At 44.3% G+C, this 19586-nt stretch carries 25 protein-coding genes; 10 read left to right on the forward strand and 15 right to left on the reverse strand.

From position 1 onward, the window contains the following. Positions 1-20: 20 nt before the first annotated feature. The 5 genes from METHO_RS10520 to METHO_RS10540 form a co-directional block, all read right to left on the reverse strand. Positions 21-491 carry a thioredoxin family protein gene (locus METHO_RS10520; protein WP_015325524.1) on the reverse strand — a complete coding sequence of 157 codons (471 nt, stop codon included), beginning with the start codon at positions 489-491 and terminating at the stop codon, positions 21-23. 95 nt (positions 492-586) lie between these two features. Further along, positions 587-1270, reverse strand: a complete 684-nt coding sequence (locus tag METHO_RS10525) for a 2,5-diamino-6-(ribosylamino)-4(3H)-pyrimidinone 5'-phosphate reductase (RefSeq protein ID WP_015325525.1) — start codon at positions 1268-1270, stop codon at positions 587-589. A 54-nt stretch (positions 1271-1324) separates the two neighbouring features. Beyond that, positions 1325-2176, reverse strand: coding sequence for a CBS domain-containing protein (locus tag METHO_RS10530; RefSeq protein ID WP_015325526.1), 852 nt, complete (start codon positions 2174-2176; stop codon positions 1325-1327). Positions 2177-2194: 18 nt separating this feature from the next. After that, entirely contained in the window at positions 2195-2650 is a 456-nt protein-coding gene (locus tag METHO_RS10535; RefSeq protein ID WP_015325527.1) for a universal stress protein, read from the reverse strand. A gap of 20 nt (positions 2651-2670) precedes the next feature. After that, positions 2671-3774, reverse strand: a complete 1104-nt coding sequence (locus METHO_RS10540) for an amidohydrolase family protein (protein ID WP_015325528.1) — start codon at positions 3772-3774, stop codon at positions 2671-2673. A 415-nt stretch (positions 3775-4189) separates the two neighbouring features. On the opposite strand from METHO_RS10540, the gene METHO_RS10545 reads away from it, so the two are divergent. The 3 genes from METHO_RS10545 to METHO_RS10550 all read left to right on the forward strand — a co-directional run bounded on the left by METHO_RS10545 (position 4190) and on the right by METHO_RS10550 (position 5276). Beyond that, positions 4190-4507 carry a DUF167 domain-containing protein gene (locus METHO_RS10545; protein WP_015325529.1) on the forward strand — a complete coding sequence of 106 codons (318 nt, stop codon included), beginning with the start codon at positions 4190-4192 and terminating at the stop codon, positions 4505-4507. Positions 4508-4586: 79 nt separating this feature from the next. Then, positions 4587-4712 carry a hypothetical protein gene (locus METHO_RS14320; RefSeq protein ID WP_015325530.1) on the forward strand — a complete coding sequence of 42 codons (126 nt, stop codon included), beginning with the start codon at positions 4587-4589 and terminating at the stop codon, positions 4710-4712. Positions 4713-4775: 63 nt separating this feature from the next. Then, entirely contained in the window at positions 4776-5276 is a 501-nt protein-coding gene (locus tag METHO_RS10550; RefSeq protein WP_015325531.1) for a toprim domain-containing protein, read from the forward strand. On the opposite strand, the gene METHO_RS10555 is transcribed toward METHO_RS10550, so the two are convergent. The 3 genes from METHO_RS10555 to METHO_RS10565 all read right to left on the reverse strand — a co-directional run bounded on the left by METHO_RS10555 (position 5273) and on the right by METHO_RS10565 (position 7110). Continuing rightward, a complete protein-coding gene (locus tag METHO_RS10555) occupies positions 5273-5665 on the reverse strand; it encodes a DUF356 domain-containing protein (protein ID WP_015325532.1) in 393 nt (130 codons plus the stop codon). The genes METHO_RS10550 and METHO_RS10555 overlap by 4 nt on opposite strands. A 125-nt stretch (positions 5666-5790) precedes the next feature. Then, entirely contained in the window at positions 5791-6606 is an 816-nt protein-coding gene (gene proC, locus METHO_RS10560; RefSeq protein ID WP_015325533.1) for a pyrroline-5-carboxylate reductase, read from the reverse strand. A 21-nt stretch (positions 6607-6627) separates the two neighbouring features. After that, positions 6628-7110: a multiprotein bridging factor aMBF1 gene (locus METHO_RS10565; RefSeq protein ID WP_015325534.1), complete on the reverse strand. Its 483-nt coding sequence runs from the start codon at positions 7108-7110 to the stop codon at positions 6628-6630. An 83-nt stretch (positions 7111-7193) separates the two neighbouring features. Here METHO_RS10565 and METHO_RS10570 point away from each other — a divergent pair, with 83 nt between their 5' ends. Both METHO_RS10570 and METHO_RS10575 read left to right on the forward strand, forming a co-directional pair. Further along, positions 7194-8486, forward strand: coding sequence for a proteasome-activating nucleotidase (locus METHO_RS10570; RefSeq protein ID WP_015325535.1), 1293 nt, complete (start codon positions 7194-7196; stop codon positions 8484-8486). Positions 8487-8536: 50 nt separating this feature from the next. Further along, positions 8537-9127 carry an endonuclease dU gene (locus METHO_RS10575; RefSeq protein ID WP_015325536.1) on the forward strand — a complete coding sequence of 197 codons (591 nt, stop codon included), beginning with the start codon at positions 8537-8539 and terminating at the stop codon, positions 9125-9127. Between the two features lie 7 nt (positions 9128-9134). Here METHO_RS10575 and glmM read toward each other — a convergent pair whose 3' ends face one another. Next, positions 9135-10475: a phosphoglucosamine mutase gene (gene glmM / locus METHO_RS10580; RefSeq protein WP_048831325.1), complete on the reverse strand. Its 1341-nt coding sequence runs from the start codon at positions 10473-10475 to the stop codon at positions 9135-9137. A 100-nt stretch (positions 10476-10575) separates the two neighbouring features. Here glmM and larE point away from each other — a divergent pair, with 100 nt between their 5' ends. From larE to METHO_RS10595, 3 genes are read left to right on the forward strand one after another with little or no spacing between them, the layout of a single operon-like run. Next, on the forward strand, positions 10576-11382 hold the full coding sequence (larE, locus tag METHO_RS10585) for an ATP-dependent sacrificial sulfur transferase LarE (RefSeq protein ID WP_015325538.1): 807 nt from the start codon (positions 10576-10578) through the stop codon (positions 11380-11382). Beyond that, the gene (locus tag METHO_RS10590; protein ID WP_015325539.1) at positions 11363-11839 is read left to right on the forward strand and encodes a GNAT family N-acetyltransferase; all 477 of its coding nucleotides are present in this window, start codon (positions 11363-11365) and stop codon (positions 11837-11839) included. Before larE ends, METHO_RS10590 begins: the two co-directional genes overlap by 20 nt. Continuing rightward, complete coding sequence (locus METHO_RS10595) at positions 11808-12353, forward strand: DUF531 domain-containing protein (protein ID WP_015325540.1); 546 nt, start codon at positions 11808-11810, stop codon at positions 12351-12353. The genes METHO_RS10590 and METHO_RS10595 overlap by 32 nt, the downstream gene beginning before the upstream one ends. A gap of 26 nt (positions 12354-12379) precedes the next feature. Here METHO_RS10595 and pheS read toward each other — a convergent pair whose 3' ends face one another. From pheS to METHO_RS10625, 6 genes are all read right to left on the reverse strand, one after another. After that, complete coding sequence (pheS, locus tag METHO_RS10600) at positions 12380-13858, reverse strand: phenylalanine--tRNA ligase subunit alpha (protein ID WP_015325541.1); 1479 nt, start codon at positions 13856-13858, stop codon at positions 12380-12382. Between the two features lie 30 nt (positions 13859-13888). Then, complete coding sequence (locus tag METHO_RS10605) at positions 13889-15187, reverse strand: tryptophan--tRNA ligase (protein ID WP_015325542.1); 1299 nt, start codon at positions 15185-15187, stop codon at positions 13889-13891. A gap of 106 nt (positions 15188-15293) precedes the next feature. Then, positions 15294-16511, reverse strand: a complete 1218-nt coding sequence (locus METHO_RS10610; RefSeq protein ID WP_015325543.1) for a radical SAM/SPASM domain-containing protein — start codon at positions 16509-16511, stop codon at positions 15294-15296. Further along, a complete protein-coding gene (locus tag METHO_RS14170; protein WP_015325544.1) occupies positions 16498-16692 on the reverse strand; it encodes an ATPase domain-containing protein in 195 nt (64 codons plus the stop codon). Before METHO_RS14170 ends, METHO_RS10610 begins: the two co-directional genes overlap by 14 nt. An 82-nt stretch (positions 16693-16774) precedes the next feature. Then, entirely contained in the window at positions 16775-17383 is a 609-nt protein-coding gene (locus tag METHO_RS10620; protein ID WP_015325545.1) for a translation initiation factor IF-2 subunit beta, read from the reverse strand. Between the two features lie 32 nt (positions 17384-17415). Next, positions 17416-17934 carry a 50S ribosomal protein L16 gene (locus tag METHO_RS10625; RefSeq protein WP_015325546.1) on the reverse strand — a complete coding sequence of 173 codons (519 nt, stop codon included), beginning with the start codon at positions 17932-17934 and terminating at the stop codon, positions 17416-17418. 219 nt (positions 17935-18153) lie between these two features. Here METHO_RS10625 and METHO_RS10630 point away from each other — a divergent pair, with 219 nt between their 5' ends. Then, positions 18154-18699, forward strand: coding sequence for a MogA/MoaB family molybdenum cofactor biosynthesis protein (locus tag METHO_RS10630; protein WP_015325547.1), 546 nt, complete (start codon positions 18154-18156; stop codon positions 18697-18699). Positions 18700-18816: 117 nt separating this feature from the next. Beyond that, positions 18817-19518: an RAD55 family ATPase gene (locus METHO_RS10635; protein WP_015325548.1), complete on the forward strand. Its 702-nt coding sequence runs from the start codon at positions 18817-18819 to the stop codon at positions 19516-19518. The last annotated feature ends 68 nt before the right edge of the window (positions 19519-19586 follow it).

A 19586-nucleotide genomic window follows, 5' to 3' on the forward strand; every position in this document is an offset into this window, starting at 1 on the left:
TGCCTGTCCTTTTTTACTTTTTACTGATTGTTCCTTGATGCAATAGCCATATCCAAAGTTTTGAGAAGGGTTTCTTTGTCAGTTACCCCGATAAACCTGGCAATGTCCCTGTTCCTGGTAATATTACCATCAGAGGCCATATAGAGATACCCTTCCGAATCATTGTTCAATATAACGAACATGTCAGGAACAGAATAGACATTGAAGCCTCTAGCCACCTGAGGACTCTCCCGCGTATCAATATACATAATTGTTGCTTTCCCTGTATACTCCTGTGAGATCTCTTCAATTGTGGGTTTCATGATCTTGCATGCAGGACACGAGGCAAAGCCCATAGATACAAATACAGGCCCTGAAACCAGAGCCTGGTCTATTTGCTGCATATCTTGAACATTCACTACGGTGCCGTTCTCTGAAGAAGGATCTGCATCAAGACAACCGGAAGCGCCTATCAATAAGGCTACAATACAAAGGAAAAGATATTTTTTCATAAACTCACCTGGCAACTACAGATCAGTATACTGTCTTGCCTGAATATAGGTTTTGTGCAGTTGATACACCGCGGTACAAAACCGTCTTGCATCCGTTATTGGAAATTGAGGACCTTCCATTTCAAAAGAATACCTTGCTCTATTTTCTCTGCTGAAATAAGTTCAAGAGGCAGAGTACTTGTATCCTTAAATCCTTCACCATCCACCAGAGTGGGCGCTACTTGACCTCCAATTATAACATTTCCCACAAAAGTGTATATCTCATCCACAAGCCCGCTTGAGAGCATGGCCCAGTTAAGTGTTGCTCCACCCTCAACCATTAAACGATTGATACCCAGCAGATACAACTGCTCCATAGCATCAGGAAGATCGACTCGGCTTTCACCGGCGATGATGACCATGGCTTTCCTCCTCAATGCTTTTACATTTTCAGAAGGAGCGGATGAACTAACTACAACTATTCTCCGGCCTTCACCCTTTTTGAAAATATCAGCATCAATAGGGGTTCTTGCTTGACTATCAATTATAACGCGGACAGGATTTTCATCAAATCCTTTCTCCTTACGTTCAATTTTTCTTTGCACAGATTTCACTGTGAGACTTGGATCATCCGCAAGTACAGTACCTATACCAACCATGATCGCATCCGATCCACAACGCAACCTGTCCACACGATCAAAATCTATAGCCCCTGAGATCCGCACCTGTTTTCTCTGCCATGTAGAGATCTTCCCATCAGCAGACATGGCAGAATTGATGAATATAAAAGGCCTATCCATTCTGAGCCACCATTGGTGTAGTGACCGGATGATAAAAGCATCCGGCAAAAAGGATCAAAGATCGACAATTGACTTCAGTAGATCACGATCCCTTAATAGTCCGAGGAACTTCTGGTTTGCATTGACTATTGGGACCTGGTCGATACGGTTACGTTTCATCTTAAGTGCACATTCACTTACACCAGATATATATGAGGCTTTTACAAGGCTAGTGACCATAATATCCTTGGCAAACACGTTTGGAACCTTGATCCTTGAAACACTGTAGTAGATGCTCATGGTATCACGCATGGATTCCCATGTCCAATGATCATCATCCGCACCATTTGACATGTTTGACATCTCTACTGAGTCTTCGATTATACTGGCACTGATAACATCCCGGTCCGAGATGATACCCACAAGCTCGAGTTCTGAGCTCAGGACGGGAACTGCTTTCACGTTCGCAAGTTCCATGACCCTTGCAACAACGTTAAGAGGGCATTCACTCCATACAGGTACTGATTTATTACTGCTGTACTGACCTACATGATCAGTGAGATTCAGATCTGCAAGAGCGCCAACAAGATCAGCGACCGTAAGTAACCCTTGCAGTTTCCCATCTTCGACTACAGGAAGCCTGCGAATATTATGTTGCAGTATCAGCCTGGCAGCATCTGTGATATCCTTATCCGCGCTTATACTGACAGGATCCCTGGTCATAAGCAATGCAAGTTGTTCTTCTTCCGGGTTCTGTAATAGATTTGACCTGCTGACAATACCAACAAGCTTTCCATCCTTTAATACAGGGACCCCGGATACTTTTTTTGCCTTCAGTATCTCAAGGACTTCATCTCTTGAGCCTGGGAGTGTTGCACAAGCAACATCTTTTACCATTATGTCTGAAACTTTAATGTTTTTAGGCATGTGGATCCTCTTCCGTGATCACTCTTTCTTGGAGGAGACACCCTTTACTACCAGGACAGGAACTGGGGAGTTGCGAGTCACTTTCTCTGCAACGCTTCCCAGAAGGAATCTGTCAAGACCACTCTTTCCAAGGGTGCCCATAACTATAACATCTATCCCGTTTTTCTGTGCGAAATCAATTATCTCATTGCTTGGATGACCTTCCAGTACAATTGTTTCTGCATCCACACCTGCTTGCTTCGCCAGCTGTTCAACATTTTTTACAGCATTGTTTGCTTCTGTTTCCAGAAGTTCATACATCATTTCCCATCCTGCATCCATAGGAATAGAGGCAAAAGCAGCAGTGTCCACAACGTAGCCGACAAATATTTTACCCCCGGCTATTTTTGCCAGTTCTATGCTATACTCTATAGCTCTTCTGTTCTGTTCAGAGCCGTCTGTCGCAATGAATATTTTCTTAAACTCGGCTGTCATTATCCAATCTCCACAACATATTAATTGATAATTGTAAGGATATCATCGGGTCTTGCCCTGCGAACAATACCTCTTAGAGGATCGGCAATACCTGCAAGGTTGTCAGAGTTTCCATTCATGAGCATGATCTTTGGACTCAGACCTTTTGCAATATATCCAGATTCATTGACATTCAGTATTGATGCACCGTTAAGCGTACACATCTTAAATACTTGTCTATCATCTACCCCGAATATTTTCACAAGTAGCTCCATCTCAGTGAACATATTGGGAGAATCAAGCATCACATTGTCAGTACCTACAGCTACATTGATACCAAGGTCTAGCATTTGCTCCACAGGTGGCATGCCTACGCCTGTAATGAAATTTGACCTTGGGCATACAACTATTGGTTTCTGCTGATCTGCAACTTGTCTGAGATCAGACATCTCTGCATGGGTCATATGTACTAGTACATCCGGTTCCAGGGAAAGTGCCGAACCAATATCGCTCCTGTCCCTCTCCCCGGAGTGAATGAAAAAGGGTTTCTTGCGCGAAGCTGCAACTTCCCTTAAAGTTTCCAGTACATTCCTGTCCAGATCTCTGGCACCACTTACACCCAAACCATGGGATTCCTGTAATAAGAGCTCAGCTTCATATTCAATGTCGGACTTATCACCTTCTGTCTGACTTATTCGGCCAAGGATCATACCTTCTATATCTTTACCTTCAAGCGCTTCCTTTAAAGCAAGTGTACCTGGCACTCCACCTTCTCTGAAATCTGCAAAAGCAGATGTTCCTGTAATTATCATATCAGAAATGGTTCTTTTCATTGCTTCGATAAGTTCGGACTGCGGAGTGGCCATTAATATACGATGTTTAAGGCCATCCGGAGGCTTGACAAGGGCATCCAGATCACGCTCTATCCGATTATCAACTGTCTTCCCAAGTACAGGATCTTTAAGTACAGAATCACCTACGTGAGTATGCGAATTGACCAGGCACGGGGAAATAATTACCTCGCTTGTGGTATTTTCCTCTCCGATATCAGTTATGACACCGTCTCTCAGACAGATATATCCTTTGATGATTTCTGGTTCCGGCCCCAGGATGATTTTCCCATAGATTACCTGTTCGCTGGACATTTGAAACTCGTTGCTGTGTAGTTAGTATTAATATATCCACAAAAACTGTGCTATTAACCGGGTAAATAGGTATAATCCTTAATAAGATTATGTGTATTGAAATCCGCTTGCAACATCAAAAGATAGATTTCTTGCGGATCGATGCGTAATGTTGATATAGATGCATTATAAACAATTGACTGCGCATTTATAGGTCCTTGCACAAGAATATGGCAGAGCCATTCAGTGAGTGTACAGTCAACCAAAATGCGCTACAAAAGATAATGCGAAATGTGCCTGTCACGAGGGAAACTGGGAGGGACTGCGGACATTCCAGAGGATGAACTCCCGGAGTTAGTGCGTCAGGCCACAGCATTATCGGCGACAAGCTTGCATTCTCATCACTTCTATATACGATTTGGAGATTTCTACATCCATGCCTTTCAAAGATGCATTAAGAGAGGTCAGTGATGGAATAGTGATAGACCTTGAAGTCACTCCGGGTTCTAAACGTGCATGTGTCCCGAGTGGCTATAATCCCTGGAGAAAGCGCATTGAAGTAAAGCTTTCCCAAGCTGCACAGAAAGGAAAGGCTAATGAACAACTGATAGAACATGTGGCAGCTTTATTCGGCGTGGCCGGCTCCTCTGTCAGCATCATCAGCGGGGCTAAGAACAGCCAGAAATCCATCCTTGTAAAAAAGGTGGATATGGACCTTGCAGTAGCTGTTCTTGGCAGGAATATAAAAGAGTGACCTGCTCCTGTGAATACTTTCACCTAGCTTGGGACCGGTTAATATATGCTCCTTCCATAGTGCATATGAGGTGAAAAGCATGGATATACTATTCGAAGGTTTGCTTGCACGGGCAAGGCATTATGAGCAGTTCGAACAATTCCAAAGGTCCGTACAAATGGTGGATTGTCGGGAAGCTGACACATGCCAAACCACAGAAGCATGAAATAATTATGAAAATACTTATCAAGGCAGGAACTAATAATTAAACAAAAAAATATGTCTCCATATGTCTAAGAACTTTAATACCCATAGGATCTCAGGCCAGGATATAATCCTCAAGGCACCAATGTTCGTATATAGAAAACGTCTTGAGCTTATGGAAGAGTTGCTTGAGGAACTCCTTTGTTTTTCTAGTGAAGGGAACATGATCCTTGTAGAGGGAAAAAGAGACAGGGCATCACTTGAAAAGCTTGGTATAAAGGGAAAAATAGAACTTGTTACCTACTACCCCTTAACAGATATCTGCGAAAAAATTGCTGCTACTGGAAAAGAAGTAGTAATATTGACAGACTGGGACCGAAGAGGTGCCATTCTTGAAAAGAAGATAGCGGGGCACTTGGAGCATTATGGAGTTAAAATAAAGCATCAACTAAGGGAAAGAGTACTGTCGCTTGTACAAAAGGATATAAAGGATGTGGAAAGCCTGTATACCCATATTCAAAGATTAAAACAAATAGCTGATCCTGGGTACAACTATAACAACACTGATGATAACGTTTTCATTTAGCCATAAGCCGATTGAGTACTGTCCTGAGACACAAACTTACGTTCAAATTCAGGATATAGCTCGGCTTTATCCACTAATTCTTCGTAGACTTTATGCCGTGGGCTCACAATTACAATGTGAGCAGGCGGGTGGATCTTACGAAGTTTACTGATAGCTGCTCCCGCATTATTGTCGAGTTCCACCAGCGCTGCAGAGTTGCATTTGGATTTTAGAGGTACTCCGACCACACTAACAAGCACATTATCAGCATACTGGGGTTCGATGCGCTTAGGCTTTGATAGAAAACGTAGATGACCATAGTGTTCGAGATCATGCAATGCTACATTAACCTTATCGGCATTGTCTGCCCTTATGACAGCAAACGACTTAATGTCAATCCCTCTGGTCAAACTACAATCCCCCTTTTTGATCTAAACATAGTTTATGATTCACGATATAAGAGTTTTGTTATTTTAAATTTCAAATGCTCAACATTTAATAAATTCTGTTTAAATATATAGTTTTCCATGAGATTTTATTCCCCAAGTTCCCGGGACCTTTTTGCAGAAGCAATGACCGCATTCATAAAGGCAGCACGTACACCCCTTTCCTCAAGTTCCTTTATGCCCCTGATAGTGGTTCCTGCAGGAGAAGTAACCATATCCTTGAGCTCACCCGGATGAGCATGGAACTCAAGCGCCATCTTTGCTGCACCAAGCACCGTCTGAGCTGCCAGCACAAGCGCACTATCCCGATCAAGACCTTCATATACTCCACCATCAGCCATAGCTTCGATAACAGGGAATATATATGCAGGTCCGCTTCCTGAAAGTCCTGTCACCGCATCCATCAGTTTTTCCTGGACTATTATAGCACTGCCTACAGAACTGAAAATCTCAAGTGCAAGTTCGGCATCTTCCATGGAAGCGGCTGCTCCCGGACAGACTGCAGAAGCAGCTGCTGAAACTGTTGCAGCGATGTTTGGCATCACACGTATGATCCTTGTTTCAGGAACAAGCTCTTTTGCTATCTCCTGCAGAGGAACACCTGCAGCTATCGATATCACAAGTTTCTCAGAAGTAACCTTGTCCCTTATCGATTTGAGCACACTCTTCAGGATCTGAGGTTTGACCGCAAGCAGGATTACATCGGAATTCACAACAGTAAAATTATTATCATTAGACACATTTATACCGATATCGGTACGCATTTTTTCCAGTCCTGGATCATACACATCACTTGCATACACATTGGAAGGGGCTATAATCCCTGAATCGCATATTCCTTTTATGAGGGCAGAACCCATCTTCCCAGTCCCGATAATCCCCAGCTTCTTATCCTTAAGGCTCATTGACTTACAACTCCTGTATACTTACTTACGCTTGATATTGACTATATCTCCAAGGGTCGTTCCTCTATGGAGCTTATCACCTTTCCAGTCATCATCACTAATCTTTTCAATTAGTTTGACCTCAAGGATACGTTCAAGCTTTTCCCTTACGCTGTCCTCAGGGACCAGCTCCCTGCGTTCAAATTTCCGGATGAGGGTTGCCTTTTCCTTTATTTGGGCAGCAAGTTGTTCAGGCGTCCAGCCACGCTTTTCCCTTGCTTCCCGAATAATCTGATCATAATTATCCATGATCTCTTCAGCAAGCTTTTCAAATCCAGTCCTCTGAGTTCTCCTAGGCCTGACAGATGTTGGTTGCACCGGAGAGACCTTTCTGGAGACGGGCACACGTTTGCTGGCAGGAGCACCATAGTGGGAGCATTTGGTACATACAGTCAGTTCACTACCATCGATAATGACCTTAAAAGGACTTTCACGAATATCTTCACCGCATATTTCGCATTGCATACACAAATCACTCTTAAAAGTCTACATAGCGTTTTTACGAAAGGGCTATATATCGTATGCACTTAAATAATGTTCGGAGCTGTATGAACGAGACCAGTGAAACAGATACCAAGAGGTTCGCACCTGCGGGGGCGGACAGGAACAACTATGAATATTCTGGTTCAGAAACTGACGAAGATTTTTCCAAATACCTGCTGGACCGCATGAAACAATTAGAATCCCGTAACACTCTTCTGAAAGAACAATGCGACCAGATGGAATCGGAAAAAAGATATGTAGAAAGCCAGAAGCTCAGATTTGAGCGAGAAGTCCGCAGGATGCAGGCTGAGATAGATAGATTAAAAACTGCACCTCTTGTAGTTGCAACAGTAATAGACCTTATAGGTACTGACAAAGTCCTTGTGAAAAGTAGTACTGGCCCCCAATTCCTGGTGGGCATTTCCCAGTTCATTGATGACGAGAGCCTGATGCCTGGTGCTACAGTGGCTTTAAATCAGCAGACGCTTGCTGTAGTGGATGTTATACCTTTCACTGAGGAGCCCATGGTTAATGCTATGGAAGTTGTCGATCCCCAGGATGTGGACTATGACCAGATAGGCGGTCTTGATGAGCAGGTACAGGAGATAGTAGAATCTGTGGAATTACCTCTTACTAAACCCGAGGCATTTGCCAGAATAGGTATATCACCCCCAAAAGGAGTATTGCTCTATGGAGAGCCGGGCACAGGAAAGACCCTGCTTGCAAAGGCAGTGGCTAACAGAACAGAAGCTACTTTTATCAGAGTAGTGGGTTCCGAACTGATACAAAAATATATAGGTGATGGCGCAAAGCTTGTGAGGGAGATCTTTGCCATGGCAAGGAAGAAGGCACCATCCATTATATTCATCGATGAGCTTGATGCCATTGCCTCAAGGCGCCTTAATGATACGAATGGTGCCGACCGTGAGGTCCAGCGAACGCTTATGCAGCTTCTTGCCGAGATGGATGGCTTTGACAACCGCGGAGAAGTGCGTATAATAGCCGCAACCAACCGCCTGGATGTACTTGACCCGGCCATACTGCGCCCCGGCAGATTTGACAGAATAGTTTATGTGCCCATGCCTGATGCCAATGCAAGAGAGATGATCCTTAGGATCCATACCCGGAATATGAAGATAGCAAAGGACATTGATTTCAAGAAACTTGCCTCTCTTGCTGAAGGAGTAAGCGGTGCAGACCTTAGTGCTATTGCCATGGAGGCTGGCATGCTTGCTGTCAGAGAGGATAAACAACAGGTAGAAATGGAACACTTCCTTGGATCAGTAAAGAAAGTAATGTCACCTATAAAGTATTCCGTTCAGGTCACTACCGATCAACCACAAACAATGTTTGGCTGATGTTCGTGGTTGACAATTGATTTTTTTGGGTAAGAGGACAATCTATTCTTGTGTACAGATCATTCCATGTAAAAAATGAGATAAGAGTACTTGCCATAGACGATTCTGCACTGATAAGTGACCAGATAATGATAGTTGGAGCCTTCTTCAGAGGAGGAGACTGGCTGGACGGGGTCATGAGATCCTATGTCAAAAAAGATGGTATGGATAGTACGGATGTTATTACAAATATGATAATGTCCAGTAAACATCGTGAGCAGATACGCATAATAATGCTGGATGGAGTGACTTATGCCGGTTTCAACCCAGTGGACATTAATTTGATATGGGAAAGAACAGGTCTTCCCATAATTGCGGTCATGCGATGCTACCCTGATCTCAGAAAGATAGAAGATGCCTTGATGCACCTGCCTGAACCAGAAAAAAGAATGGATACCATACTTCGGGCTGGCAGTATCACAGAAGTACGACCAAACCCAGGGTCAAATCCGATCTATATACAATGTGCAGGAATAGAAGCACAACATGCAGCAAAGATAGTAAAGCTGACAGCTACAAGGAGTAACATCCCTGAACCTCTGAGAGTCGCCCACCTCATTGCAACAGGAATAGTACTTGGAGAGTCAAGGGGAAAAGCATAAGGAAACCTTATGCATATTTTTCCACTATTTGAACCCCATTGTTCATAAGTTCCACAGCACGCTCATTTGTCCTTGACTCTGCAAATACGCGTACGATAGGTTCTGTACCTGAAGGCCTTATCAGCACCCACCCATCCGGATACCAGATCTTCACTCCATCAGTGGCATCAACTTCCATACCCCCGGTAGTTACCTCCAATTTCACTTTTTCCATGATGACTTTTGGATCGTGACACTCAACCTTTGTTTTAGAATTGAAATACACAGGTACACTCTTTGTCATTTCTGAAAGCTTCTTTCCGTCAGCCATGATCTCCAGCAGTTTTGCACAGGACATGGCACCATCCCTACAATACTGATGCTCCGGGAAAATAAGTCCTCCATTACCTTCGCCACCGAACACGGCTCCTACTTCCATCATCTTACGTGCAACGTTAATAGAACCTACGGCAGTCCATATAAGTTCCACACCAGCTTCTTTTGCAACATCCAGCATCCTCTGGGAAGAACTTACAGGCGTCACAATGACTCCTTTCTTCTGCTGCAGTACGTATTTTGCCATCATTGCGAGCAGAACCTCTTCATCGATGAACTCTCCATTCTCATCGAAGAACACAGCACGATCTGCATCACCATCATGTGCCACTCCCATCTGTGCCTTTTCCTTGATCACAAGTTCTGAGAGCGATGTAAGCACATCAGGAGTGGGTTCCGGATTACGCGATGGGAATGTACCGTCAGCCTGTGCATTGATAGTAATCACCTCACACCCCAGACGGCGCAGCAGGAAAGGCAAAGTAAGGGAACCTGCCCCACACCCTGTATCAGCCACTACTTTGAACCTCCTCTGCCTGACAACATCTGCATTTATAGCGTTGATGATACCTTTTATGTAAACATCGTTGGCATTTCCATCATGCCTGAGGTCTCCCGTGTATTCCCAGGCGGCTGGCTGGAACTCCCTCGAGAAATAGATCTTTTCGATCTTTTCTTCGTCTTGCCTGGACATCTCGGTGCCATCACCGGCTATTAACTTAATACCATTGTATTCCCTGGGATTGTGGGAAGCAGTGATGACTATTCCTGCATCGGCATGATCCCGGACATAGTATTGTACAGAAGGGGTCGGTCCAATGCCTATATCTGTTACCGTTAGCCCAGATGACAAAGCACCCGCAATTGCAGCGGATTTCAACATTTCACCGGATATACGGGTATCTCTGCCTATGGCAACGGTGCCTTTATTACCCATGAAAGTACCCAGGCTTCTCACAATATCCATTACCATTTGGGGCGTCATATAAGCATTAGCTATGCCCCTCACTCCATTAGTTCCGAAAAGTTTCATCATTTATCACCAGTAGCTGGAATTATTATGACACCGCAGTATATATTATCTTGTGGTCTGCGAGGTATAGATATACATCTTCCGAGATAGACATTACCAGATGTTCCTTGGCAAAATACAACAGATAAAGGAAGCACTTGCTTCAAAGAGAAGAGTATTGGTGGCATTTTCAGGTGGAGTGGACAGTTCCGTCCTTGCAGCCCTTGCCTTGGAAGCACTGGGAGATAATGCACTGGCAGTGACTATCAATATGCACTCTTTGCCGGCAGGGGAACTGCAAAGGGCAAAAGATGTTGCCAGAGAGATTGGAATAAAACACAAAGTAGTAGATTTTGATGAGTTCAATGTACCCGGTTTTGTAGAGAACTCACCTGACAGGTGTTACCACTGCAAGCAGTCCGTTCTTGAAACCCTTTTTAGGGTTGCCGACGAGGGAGGATATGAAGTTGTGATAGAAGGCACGAACATCACGGAAACACGAGGTCATCGTCCTGGCATGCAGGCCGTTGAAGAAATGGCTGATAGGATCATGTCACCTTTCCTGCAGTTCGCGGTGACCAAAGACGAGATCAGGCAAATGGCAGAATATAGGGGAATGTCTATTGCCTTCAAACCTTCTTCACCATGCCTTGCATCACGCATCCCCTATGGAAAGAAGATCACAGTTGAGATCATTGCAAGAGTAAGGTCTGCAGAAGAATACTTATCATCCATGGGTTTTACTCAATTCAGAGTCCGGTATCACGGAGATGTTGCAAGGATAGAAGTAAAGCCTTCTGATCTTCCTGCTGTGCTGCAAAGGAAAGATGATATTGTAAATGAGCTTAAAAGACTCGGGTTTCATTACGTAGCCCTTGATCTCGAAGGTTTCAGGAGTGGAAGCCTTGATGAAGTTATCAGCAGGTGATGTTGGCTTCCGGCCTGCCACAGAGCAGGATATGCAGGATATCAAATGCATTGCTTCCACATATTTTCTGGATACGGATGGACTGGAATACAGCGATTGTATTGTGGCAACGCTACAAAACAGGATAATTGGTATTGCCTGCTTCAAGTATACGGAGTGTCCTGAGCTGCATACCATTGCAGTCCACCCTAATTACAAAGGGAAAGGCATAGGTGCATTGCTTGCCAGGGAACTTGGGCTTACCCTATGCAAAGGTCAAAAGTGCATATATGTGCGGACCACCGTCCCGGGCTTTTTTGAAAAGGTGGGATTCGTAGCTCTGGAAAACAATATGAAAAAGGAATTGTGGGCCGATTGTGCAGGTTGCGATAGGTTTAACAACTGCAAACAAGCTGTTATGCGTCTGGAACTGCGGAGAGAAGAATATGCTGACAATGGGAATAATCAATACCTATGACAAAATCAAAGTACTTGATGCTCACTACCGTGCCATCGCCAGGGCAGCTCCCATTTGCCATGCGTTTGGATTTCGACTTGCACTGTATGATTTTCCTTTCAGTATGACTGCTGAAGAACTTGTGGAATATGTTACTGATAAGACCACCATAGGTGAATCGGGTAAATATCTCCGCCTGCTGCATGAGAAAGGCCATTTCTTTGTGTTCGATCTGCCTAAAAAGGGCTTTCAACCCCAGTTCGGGACAGCGGTCGTAACCACCTCTAAACCTGAAAAGAAACGTGCCATAAATCCAGAAGAAATAGCAAGCGGAATACTCAGGAAAAGCTCATACCTGCTGCTTGTCGGCCTTGGCAGGAAAGGCCTTCCAAAAGAGATGTTCGAACAGGCACCACTGCACCTTGATATCACCTCAGCCGGAATATCCCTGGAAACCTGCACAGCCATTGGGTGCATTCCTGCGTATATAATGGGCATGGTGCATACTAAGCAAGAGCCGAAATCTCAGTTTTGAGGGCGGATAAAAAAAAAACAAGGCTCTCAGAGCCTCGGAGAAGGTGTCTTGCGCAGCCAGTCGATATCGGACTGATATAGCTCACGCAGGTCCTTAAGTTCCAGCTTGAGCATTGCCAAGCGGCTTACTCCCAAACCCCAGGCAAGCACGGGGTAATTAATACCAAGAGGATGTGTAACTTCCTTCCTGAACACGCCTGCACCTCCAAGCTCTACCCAGCCAAGTCCTTCAACGTAGACCTCGGGTTCCACACTGGGTTCAGTATATGGGAAATAACCCGGCCTGAAGCGCACATCCTTGAAACCCATTCTGTGATAGAACTCCGAAAGCAAGCCTAGGAGATGGGCAAAGGTCATATCCTTGTCCATCACCACACCTTCCAGTTGCTCGAATTCCGGTGTGTGGGTAGGATCAATGGTTTCACGCCTGTATGCCCTGTCAATGGAGAATGCCTTGATAGGTGGCTTGGGATTATCTGCAAGGTATTTGATAGTCACAGCAGTGGTATGAGTTCTCAGAACATTCTTGCAGGCGATATCCTCGCTCCACTTGCCACCCCATCCCTTTGATGCAAGATCTCCTCCATGCTCATGCATGGCACATACCTTGTCTTTGTACTCCTCAGGAAGTTCTGAGGTTTCTTTAAGGTGGAAGGTATCCTGCATCTCCCTTGCAGGATGGTCCTGGGGCTGGAACAAAGCGTCAAAGTTCCAGAAAGAGCTCTGCACAATATCTCCTTTTATTTCAGTGAAGCCCATTTCCAGGAAGATCTGGCGCATCTGATCGATAAGGCGCTGGTAAGGATGTACCTTGGCAGCATAAACAGCACGAGGAGGCGTATGAATATTATAAGATCTGAAGTTTTTCTCTTTCCATTCTCCACTTTTGAGCATCTCGGAAGTGATCTGGGTGACCTCTTCCTCGATAGTTATGCCCTCAAGCACTAGTTCCTTACCTGCAGAAGTCAGAACGATGGACCTTAACTTCTCTTCATTTCTGACAACAAGTTTACGTTTAATGAGATCCTGAATAATAGTGTTGTCCACTCCCAACTGGTCAAGTGCAACTTTTCCACTTCTTAAACTGGCAAGAGCCTTTTCATCATTTCCCACCTCTGCCTTACCTGAAGGGATGACACTTCCCTGTTCTATATTTGCCCATCCTTTACGGCGGACCCAGCCAGTAGCAATGCCCACGATTTTAGGTGATACTTTCTCCTTGAGCTCTTCCAGAGAAGTAGGACCAGACATTGCTGAGATCATTTGTCTCTCAGGAAGACCACACCTCGCATACTCGTCACCCTCCGAGGTAAGGTTATAAGACTCTATGATCTGCTCGGAGACATCAGCAAGCCCTTTCTCCTGTAGCATAAAAGCAGACTGGGCAACAGTCTCTACCTTAAGTCCGGACATCTGCGCAAGTTCTGTAGGACTCAAATTACCTTGCTTCCCAAGATCGATCAGAACAATTTTCTCATTAGTAGTAAGATTATACTGGCGGTTCATTGTCACACCTTATGTAAATGATAGTTGAATTCATAAACAGTACTCATCAAGCCTTTCCCTTGCAAGTTCTCTTTTCTCCTGGTGTTCCTTCAGGAACTTCTCCATCCTTTCTGCAGCAAGGTTCTTACAACTGCCACAGGTCCTCTGGCCTGTGACACATGCTTCATGTATCTGTAAAAGTTCCTGGTCATCTTCTAGGAGGTGGAAAAGCAAAAGATCATATACAGAACATTTATCTGGCTCACCACCCAGTTTTTTTTGCTCTTCAAGGCTAATGCGCCCTCCTGTCTTTGCACGCTTTACTTTTTTTGCACCTTCTCTGGGATCGTCAAGAAGAGCTATATGGCTTTCAGGAATACTGCTTGACATCTTTCCGCCCTGTAGGCCGGACATGAAGCGATGGTAGGTGGATGCAGGCGGTACGAAAGCATATCCCCCATAACGCAGTTCAACATCCCTGACAGTCCTTAGCAATTCCTCAAAGTTATCAGCACCAAGAACATCCAGATGACCTTCGAAGAGCTTTGTGTTTCCGGGAATAGTATCATGCAGTTCCTCCAGTGCCCCCTGGGGAGCTGCTTTACTGCGTATACTAAAATAATGTTGCCCGTCTTTATTTTCTCTGCCCTCTATTTTGAACATGTTCATTTTATGGGCAAGTCCCCGGGTAAGACGCATATGAGGGTCCTGGTCAGCGCCTACAGGGATAACAGTTGGCTTTGGACCCCCATGATCCTCAAGTTGGGGATGAAGAATATCAGCACTTTGAGTTATTGCACTGACCATATGGGAAACGCTTGTTTCCCCTGTGAACCCATAGATGGCACTTAGTTCTGAAAAGTTTGCCTTTGAGCCAAGCTCAAAAGAAAGGTCTTTCACATTATCCGAAGACGACTGGAAATAAATGTGCCCATGAGGTTCAAAACCAAGAGCTATTAAGCTTACAATATACTCATTGATGCCCGTATCCCTGCATTTCTCCCACGATATACCCCTTACCGAATGAGCTTCACGATCAGCTATCCCTACAAAAGCGTCTGCACCTTTCTGCTGATGCCATATAATTTCCTCCATAACCATCTTATGACCAAGATGTATATGCCCGGAGGGCATGAATCCGCTCATTACAGCAAATGGTTCCTTATTCTGCATTGCATCAAGCACATACTCATAACTGCGATGGCCGAAGATCACTTTTCTGCGCATTAACCTGTGAGGATTGTCTATGCGAGGATATAGATCATCGAACGGCATTATACCAAATTCCTCAAATAATTTGGAATAATCTACGATGTTAGTTGAACTCCATGGATCTATTTTTACATTCATGAGGGATCTAGGTCCTGTGTATATTGATATATCATGTATGCCGCTGGCTACCTGGCAATAGTAGAAACACGTAGTTATATGTAAATGTTCTTATTGCAGATGGAGATCATCTGGGTTCTTTTTCCAGCAACCTGAAATCATATGGTGCAGACTCATCCTGCGGGATACCTCTCACCAGTTCAAGAAATGCAGGCTCATGCATTTTGCAGGTATAACGCTCTCCCCTGTAATATGGGCTTTTGCGTATCCTTTTCCATATAGTCTTCAGAGACTCTTCACTGACATTACCATAACTGAAAGGAATATAAGGACATGCTTTTACAGAACCTTCGACACATACATGTAGCCAGCGCTGTCCAGCCATGCATCCCAGCATACGTCCTTCAAAGTACGTATTTGCGAATATGCGCGGTCCACCCTTTGAGGAATTGATACGCCGATACATGTCTAGGATCTCTTTACGCTGCAGATCGGAAAGTATGGGATCTTCCGGTTTCTTGGGAATGCTTTCCCACAGAGAAAATTCATGTACGCCCAAAGATGTTGCCATTTCATACATCGCAGGCAGCTCATCAATATTCCCGGGAGAAACGTGTGTACACATTGTAACCAGCAATCCGGCCTCAAGTCCTATTTTCATAGCAGAGGTTGCCTTTTCAAATGCACCTTCAAGCCTGCGGACCTCATCATGTTTCCGTGGCTCAGTGGAATATATACTAATCAGAAGATTATACAGTCCTGCTTCTTTGAGCCTCCTTGCGGCCTCCGGAGTCATTTCAGTACCTGGAGTGTACATATTGACGATGGCACGCTCCTTATCAACATATTCTATAAGCTCGAATATGTCCTCGCGAAGCATGGGGTCTCCCTCCGTAAAAGTGATTATGAAAGCTCCCATGTCCAATGCTTCATCAATGACTTTTTTCACAGAGGAAGTGTCAAGTTCGCCCTCTCCACCACTTATCACACAATGCGCACACTGGCACTTACATTTGCGTGTGATCTCAAAGGATACAGTCTCTGGTACATACCTGCCAAGTGCGGTCTGGACCTCTGCAAGCAACAACCTGTTAAAAACTTTACCCGGAATAGGAGGAAGCCACGTGGAAGCCACGATATAGTCTTCCGTTACAAGAGCAGGCTTTTCGTCCTTAAGACGGGAGTTGATCATATTCAGAAAAGGAGTACATGCCCTTTTGAGGGGACCTTTTGCTTCAAGTTTGAGAAACACATCATTCTTATGTAATTTAATGGTGAGCCCGGATATAGATACAAGAGTGATATCATTTTCAGGACTGTTTATGGAATATTCAGCAGAATTCATCTATATGCTCCTTTTTTTGAGGAGTGCTGCGGAAAACATCTCCTTTCTGACCCCGGAGAGAGCCGCGAGGATCAATAACTATCCCTGCACCCGGCCCCCCGGCGAGCAGAATCACATCATCTTCGATAAAACCGCCTTTGATCAGTTCATCAAAACCAGGTATCCCTGTAGGCACTCTCATAAAAGAACCTTCAAGTAATATTGGATAGGGGATTATATATGATATATACAATCCAATATCCTTTATGCCTGTCTATTGCCTTTCAAACCCTTTCTGCAAAGGCAAGATTACCGCTGATTCTCTTGATCCTGGCTTTAACGGTTTGCCCTTTTGAGGTGTTAGGAACGAATATAGTGTACTTGGATAATTTAGCTATCCCATCACCTTTCGAACCGACGGAATCTATCATCAGTTCATATTCCTTTCCTTCTTCGAGCTCATTTTTCGGAGCCTGAGCTACTGCACGTCTCTTTTTAACTGGCCTGTGACCACCACATGCCGAACACCTGAGCATAAGTACCCTGTCGACTTTGACAAGCTGCGTATCCGGACGACCACATTCAGAACAGATGACATATTCTTCAACATAAGCATCTATGTTGGATTTTATCATCTCTTTAGTGAAACGGCCCTGAAATACAGCTCTATTTCCCTCTATTTTGCCTGCCGTACCGAGTTCCCGGGTCATGTACTTCATCAAGTGGTCCGGGTCCCTGTTGAATACATCCGCTATGTTGCCAAAATTATCCAGGAGGGTAGTTTTTCCTTCAACCATTAACCTGGGTTCGGGGACCACAAAACGTTCACCAGTGGTTTCCATGTCAGGCAGATCGGCCAACGCGCGGTCAAGCAACTTCTCATAGCTATCCATATTAATACCTCAGGAACACCGGGTATAAAGATTTACTGTACAAGTTCAAGTCCCTGGTCAATTACTATCCTCACCGGAGTGGGAAGTTTATGACCGGCACGTCTCAGTGCATCCTTAGCGATAGCATAATTCTCTTTGTTCACGGATATCGTAAAGATCTTCTGCCCGGCAGACATCCTGGCAGCAGTTCCTACATTTTTCCCGTAGGCACCCCTCATACCGCTTGATACACGGTCTGCACCTGCACCAGTTGCCTGCTTATTCTCTCTTAGAACTTCATGGGGATACACTCTGAGCTTCAAATGGAAACCTGTACGACCGGCTGCAGTCGTTATAGCCCTGTTGGCAGTGATACGTGCAGCTTCAAGAGCAGTATGCCTGATCTGGCATCTCTCTTTCACAATGAGAGAGATTTTTACGGGGAAATCTTCAGTTTTGCTACCCATATCGTAGTGAATGACCTGGCTTCCCGGAACACCACCCATGTATTTCCTGCGGGTGAATGAACGTTGTCTGACGTTCCTGTACATACTTGCTGGCTTTCTTACCATGAATAAAATCTCCTTTAATTTATGACTAAGTCCTCAGAATAGAATCTGGGTCCTTATAGATAATGTAGGTATTTGAATCTGTTGAGCCCTCTGGCAAATTACTTAGAGTAGAGGCTTTTCCTTTACTACCTTGTAGTTTATAAGCCTTATTGCCCAGTATCCATTGATCCTGCCGCGCATCGAGTGATTCATATAGATTATTCTTCAATAAACACTATTATGCAATCCTCAACACCACGATCCCACAAAATATCTATAAAAGAAAATATACGATTTGCGCTCATAACCGTTTCAACATCGAGGTTCGAAAAATATGGTCGTGCAAGATCGCCACAGGAGGCTGAAGACCTGTCCGGAGATCGGATGTACACCAAAGTCAAGGATAACGGGCATGAGGTTATATCGTATTCATTGGTTCCCGACGATACAGTATTTATCCGGGATCTGATCTCCCGTATGATAGACGAGGATGTAGACGTTATAGTGACCAGCGGTGGCACCGGATTAAGTCCTGACGATGTGACCATAGAAGCTATATCTCCTCTGTTCCACAAGGAAATACATGGTTTTGGAGAATACTTCAGATACCTCAGTATAGGACAGATCGGCAGTTCTGTGGTCCTCACAAGAGCTTGTGCTGGCATAGTGGGAAACAAAGTGATATTTTGTCTTCCGGGTTCACCAAACGCAGTGGATCTCGCGTTTTCTGAAGTAATCCTGCCTGAAGCAGGTCATATTTTGAAGCATGTTGGAAAGGTAGCGTGAAAGGAAGTTTTTATAATACCTGTTATATACCAGTAAAGATATTATTTATGACAACAATTTGACAGTTAGATAGATAATAAGGACAAATAATAAATAGGATCTTTCAGAAGGTTGTGCATGGCAGGATATTCATTAGGCATCAAAGAGCTAGATGAGATCCTTGGTGAAATCAGGGAGGGAACCAATATCATGATGATAGGTCCTCCTATGAGTTCTAAAGATGAGCTCCTTAACTTGATCGTTTATAGCGGCTTTATCAATGGTAATTCATCCATAATCGTATCCACCAGAGAAACAGGTGAGAGGTTCTTCGAGTGGTTCGATCGTAATGAAATAAATATATCAGAAGCTAATATAGGCATAGTTGATTGCGTTACCAAGACACTTGGAATGGGGGCTTCTGAAACAGAGAGGATAAAACGTGCTTCAAGCCCGGTGGATCTGACAGGCATTGGAGTTAAGATCAGCCAGTTCTTTGAGGACTTTGTGCTGAAAAAAAAAGTACCTCAGAACAGACTTTGTATAAACTCCCTTTCAACGATCCTCATGTATTCCAACCTGCAGACTGTGTTCAAATTTCTTCATGTGTTCACCGGAAGAATGAAAGCAGCAAATGGATTAGGAATATACGTAGTAGAGGATGGAATGCATGATCTTCAAGCCATAACTACCCTCCAGCAGCTTTTTGATGGCATGATAGAGATCCATGCAAGTGGCGAACATCACTGCTTGCGTGTAGTGGGATTGACACCAAAGCCAACTCCCTGGTTTGAGTATGAGATCGAAGGCAGCCACCTGAAACTAAAAGAATGCAAATAAAGGAAGGCTACCCACAAAAATATATTTCAATCTATTACTCATTTCTATCAATTGATATACAATTCACA

The sequence above is a fragment of the Methanomethylovorans hollandica DSM 15978 genome (assembly GCF_000328665.1).
GTDB classification, from domain to species: Archaea; Halobacteriota; Methanosarcinia; order Methanosarcinales; family Methanosarcinaceae; genus Methanomethylovorans; species Methanomethylovorans hollandica.

Excerpts from the sequence above, each read along its gene's own strand:
- METHO_RS10520 (WP_015325524.1), bottom strand. The coding sequence starts at position 491 with ATGAAAAAATATCTTTTCCTTTGTATTGTAGCCTTATTGATAGGCGCT.
- METHO_RS10525 (WP_015325525.1), bottom strand. The coding sequence starts at position 1,270 with ATGGATAGGCCTTTTATATTCATCAATTCTGCCATGTCTGCTGATGGG.
- METHO_RS10530 (WP_015325526.1), bottom strand. The coding sequence starts at position 2,176 with ATGCCTAAAAACATTAAAGTTTCAGACATAATGGTAAAAGATGTTGCT.
- METHO_RS10535 (WP_015325527.1), bottom strand. The coding sequence starts at position 2,650 with ATGACAGCCGAGTTTAAGAAAATATTCATTGCGACAGACGGCTCTGAA.
- METHO_RS10540 (WP_015325528.1), bottom strand. The coding sequence starts at position 3,774 with ATGTCCAGCGAACAGGTAATCTATGGGAAAATCATCCTGGGGCCGGAA.
- METHO_RS10545 (WP_015325529.1), top strand. The coding sequence starts at position 4,190 with ATGCCTTTCAAAGATGCATTAAGAGAGGTCAGTGATGGAATAGTGATA.
- METHO_RS14320 (WP_015325530.1), top strand. The coding sequence starts at position 4,587 with ATGGATATACTATTCGAAGGTTTGCTTGCACGGGCAAGGCATTATGAG.
- METHO_RS10550 (WP_015325531.1), top strand. The coding sequence starts at position 4,776 with ATGTCTAAGAACTTTAATACCCATAGGATCTCAGGCCAGGATATAATC.
- proC (WP_015325533.1), bottom strand. The coding sequence starts at position 6,606 with ATGAGCCTTAAGGATAAGAAGCTGGGGATTATCGGGACTGGGAAGATG.
- METHO_RS10565 (WP_015325534.1), bottom strand. The coding sequence starts at position 7,110 with ATGCAATGCGAAATATGCGGTGAAGATATTCGTGAAAGTCCTTTTAAG.
- METHO_RS10570 (WP_015325535.1), top strand. The coding sequence starts at position 7,194 with ATGAACGAGACCAGTGAAACAGATACCAAGAGGTTCGCACCTGCGGGG.
- glmM (WP_048831325.1), bottom strand. The coding sequence starts at position 10,475 with ATGAAACTTTTCGGAACTAATGGAGTGAGGGGCATAGCTAATGCTTAT.
- larE (WP_015325538.1), top strand. The coding sequence starts at position 10,576 with ATGTTCCTTGGCAAAATACAACAGATAAAGGAAGCACTTGCTTCAAAG.
- METHO_RS10590 (WP_015325539.1), top strand. The coding sequence starts at position 11,363 with ATGAAGTTATCAGCAGGTGATGTTGGCTTCCGGCCTGCCACAGAGCAG.
- METHO_RS10595 (WP_015325540.1), top strand. The coding sequence starts at position 11,808 with ATGCTGACAATGGGAATAATCAATACCTATGACAAAATCAAAGTACTT.
- pheS (WP_015325541.1), bottom strand. The coding sequence starts at position 13,858 with ATGAACCGCCAGTATAATCTTACTACTAATGAGAAAATTGTTCTGATC.
- METHO_RS10605 (WP_015325542.1), bottom strand. The coding sequence starts at position 15,187 with ATGAATGTAAAAATAGATCCATGGAGTTCAACTAACATCGTAGATTAT.
- METHO_RS10610 (WP_015325543.1), bottom strand. The coding sequence starts at position 16,511 with ATGAATTCTGCTGAATATTCCATAAACAGTCCTGAAAATGATATCACT.
- METHO_RS14170 (WP_015325544.1), bottom strand. The coding sequence starts at position 16,692 with ATGAGAGTGCCTACAGGGATACCTGGTTTTGATGAACTGATCAAAGGC.
- METHO_RS10620 (WP_015325545.1), bottom strand. The coding sequence starts at position 17,383 with ATGGATAGCTATGAGAAGTTGCTTGACCGCGCGTTGGCCGATCTGCCT.
- METHO_RS10625 (WP_015325546.1), bottom strand. The coding sequence starts at position 17,934 with ATGGTAAGAAAGCCAGCAAGTATGTACAGGAACGTCAGACAACGTTCA.
- METHO_RS10630 (WP_015325547.1), top strand. The coding sequence starts at position 18,154 with ATGCAATCCTCAACACCACGATCCCACAAAATATCTATAAAAGAAAAT.
- METHO_RS10635 (WP_015325548.1), top strand. The coding sequence starts at position 18,817 with ATGGCAGGATATTCATTAGGCATCAAAGAGCTAGATGAGATCCTTGGT.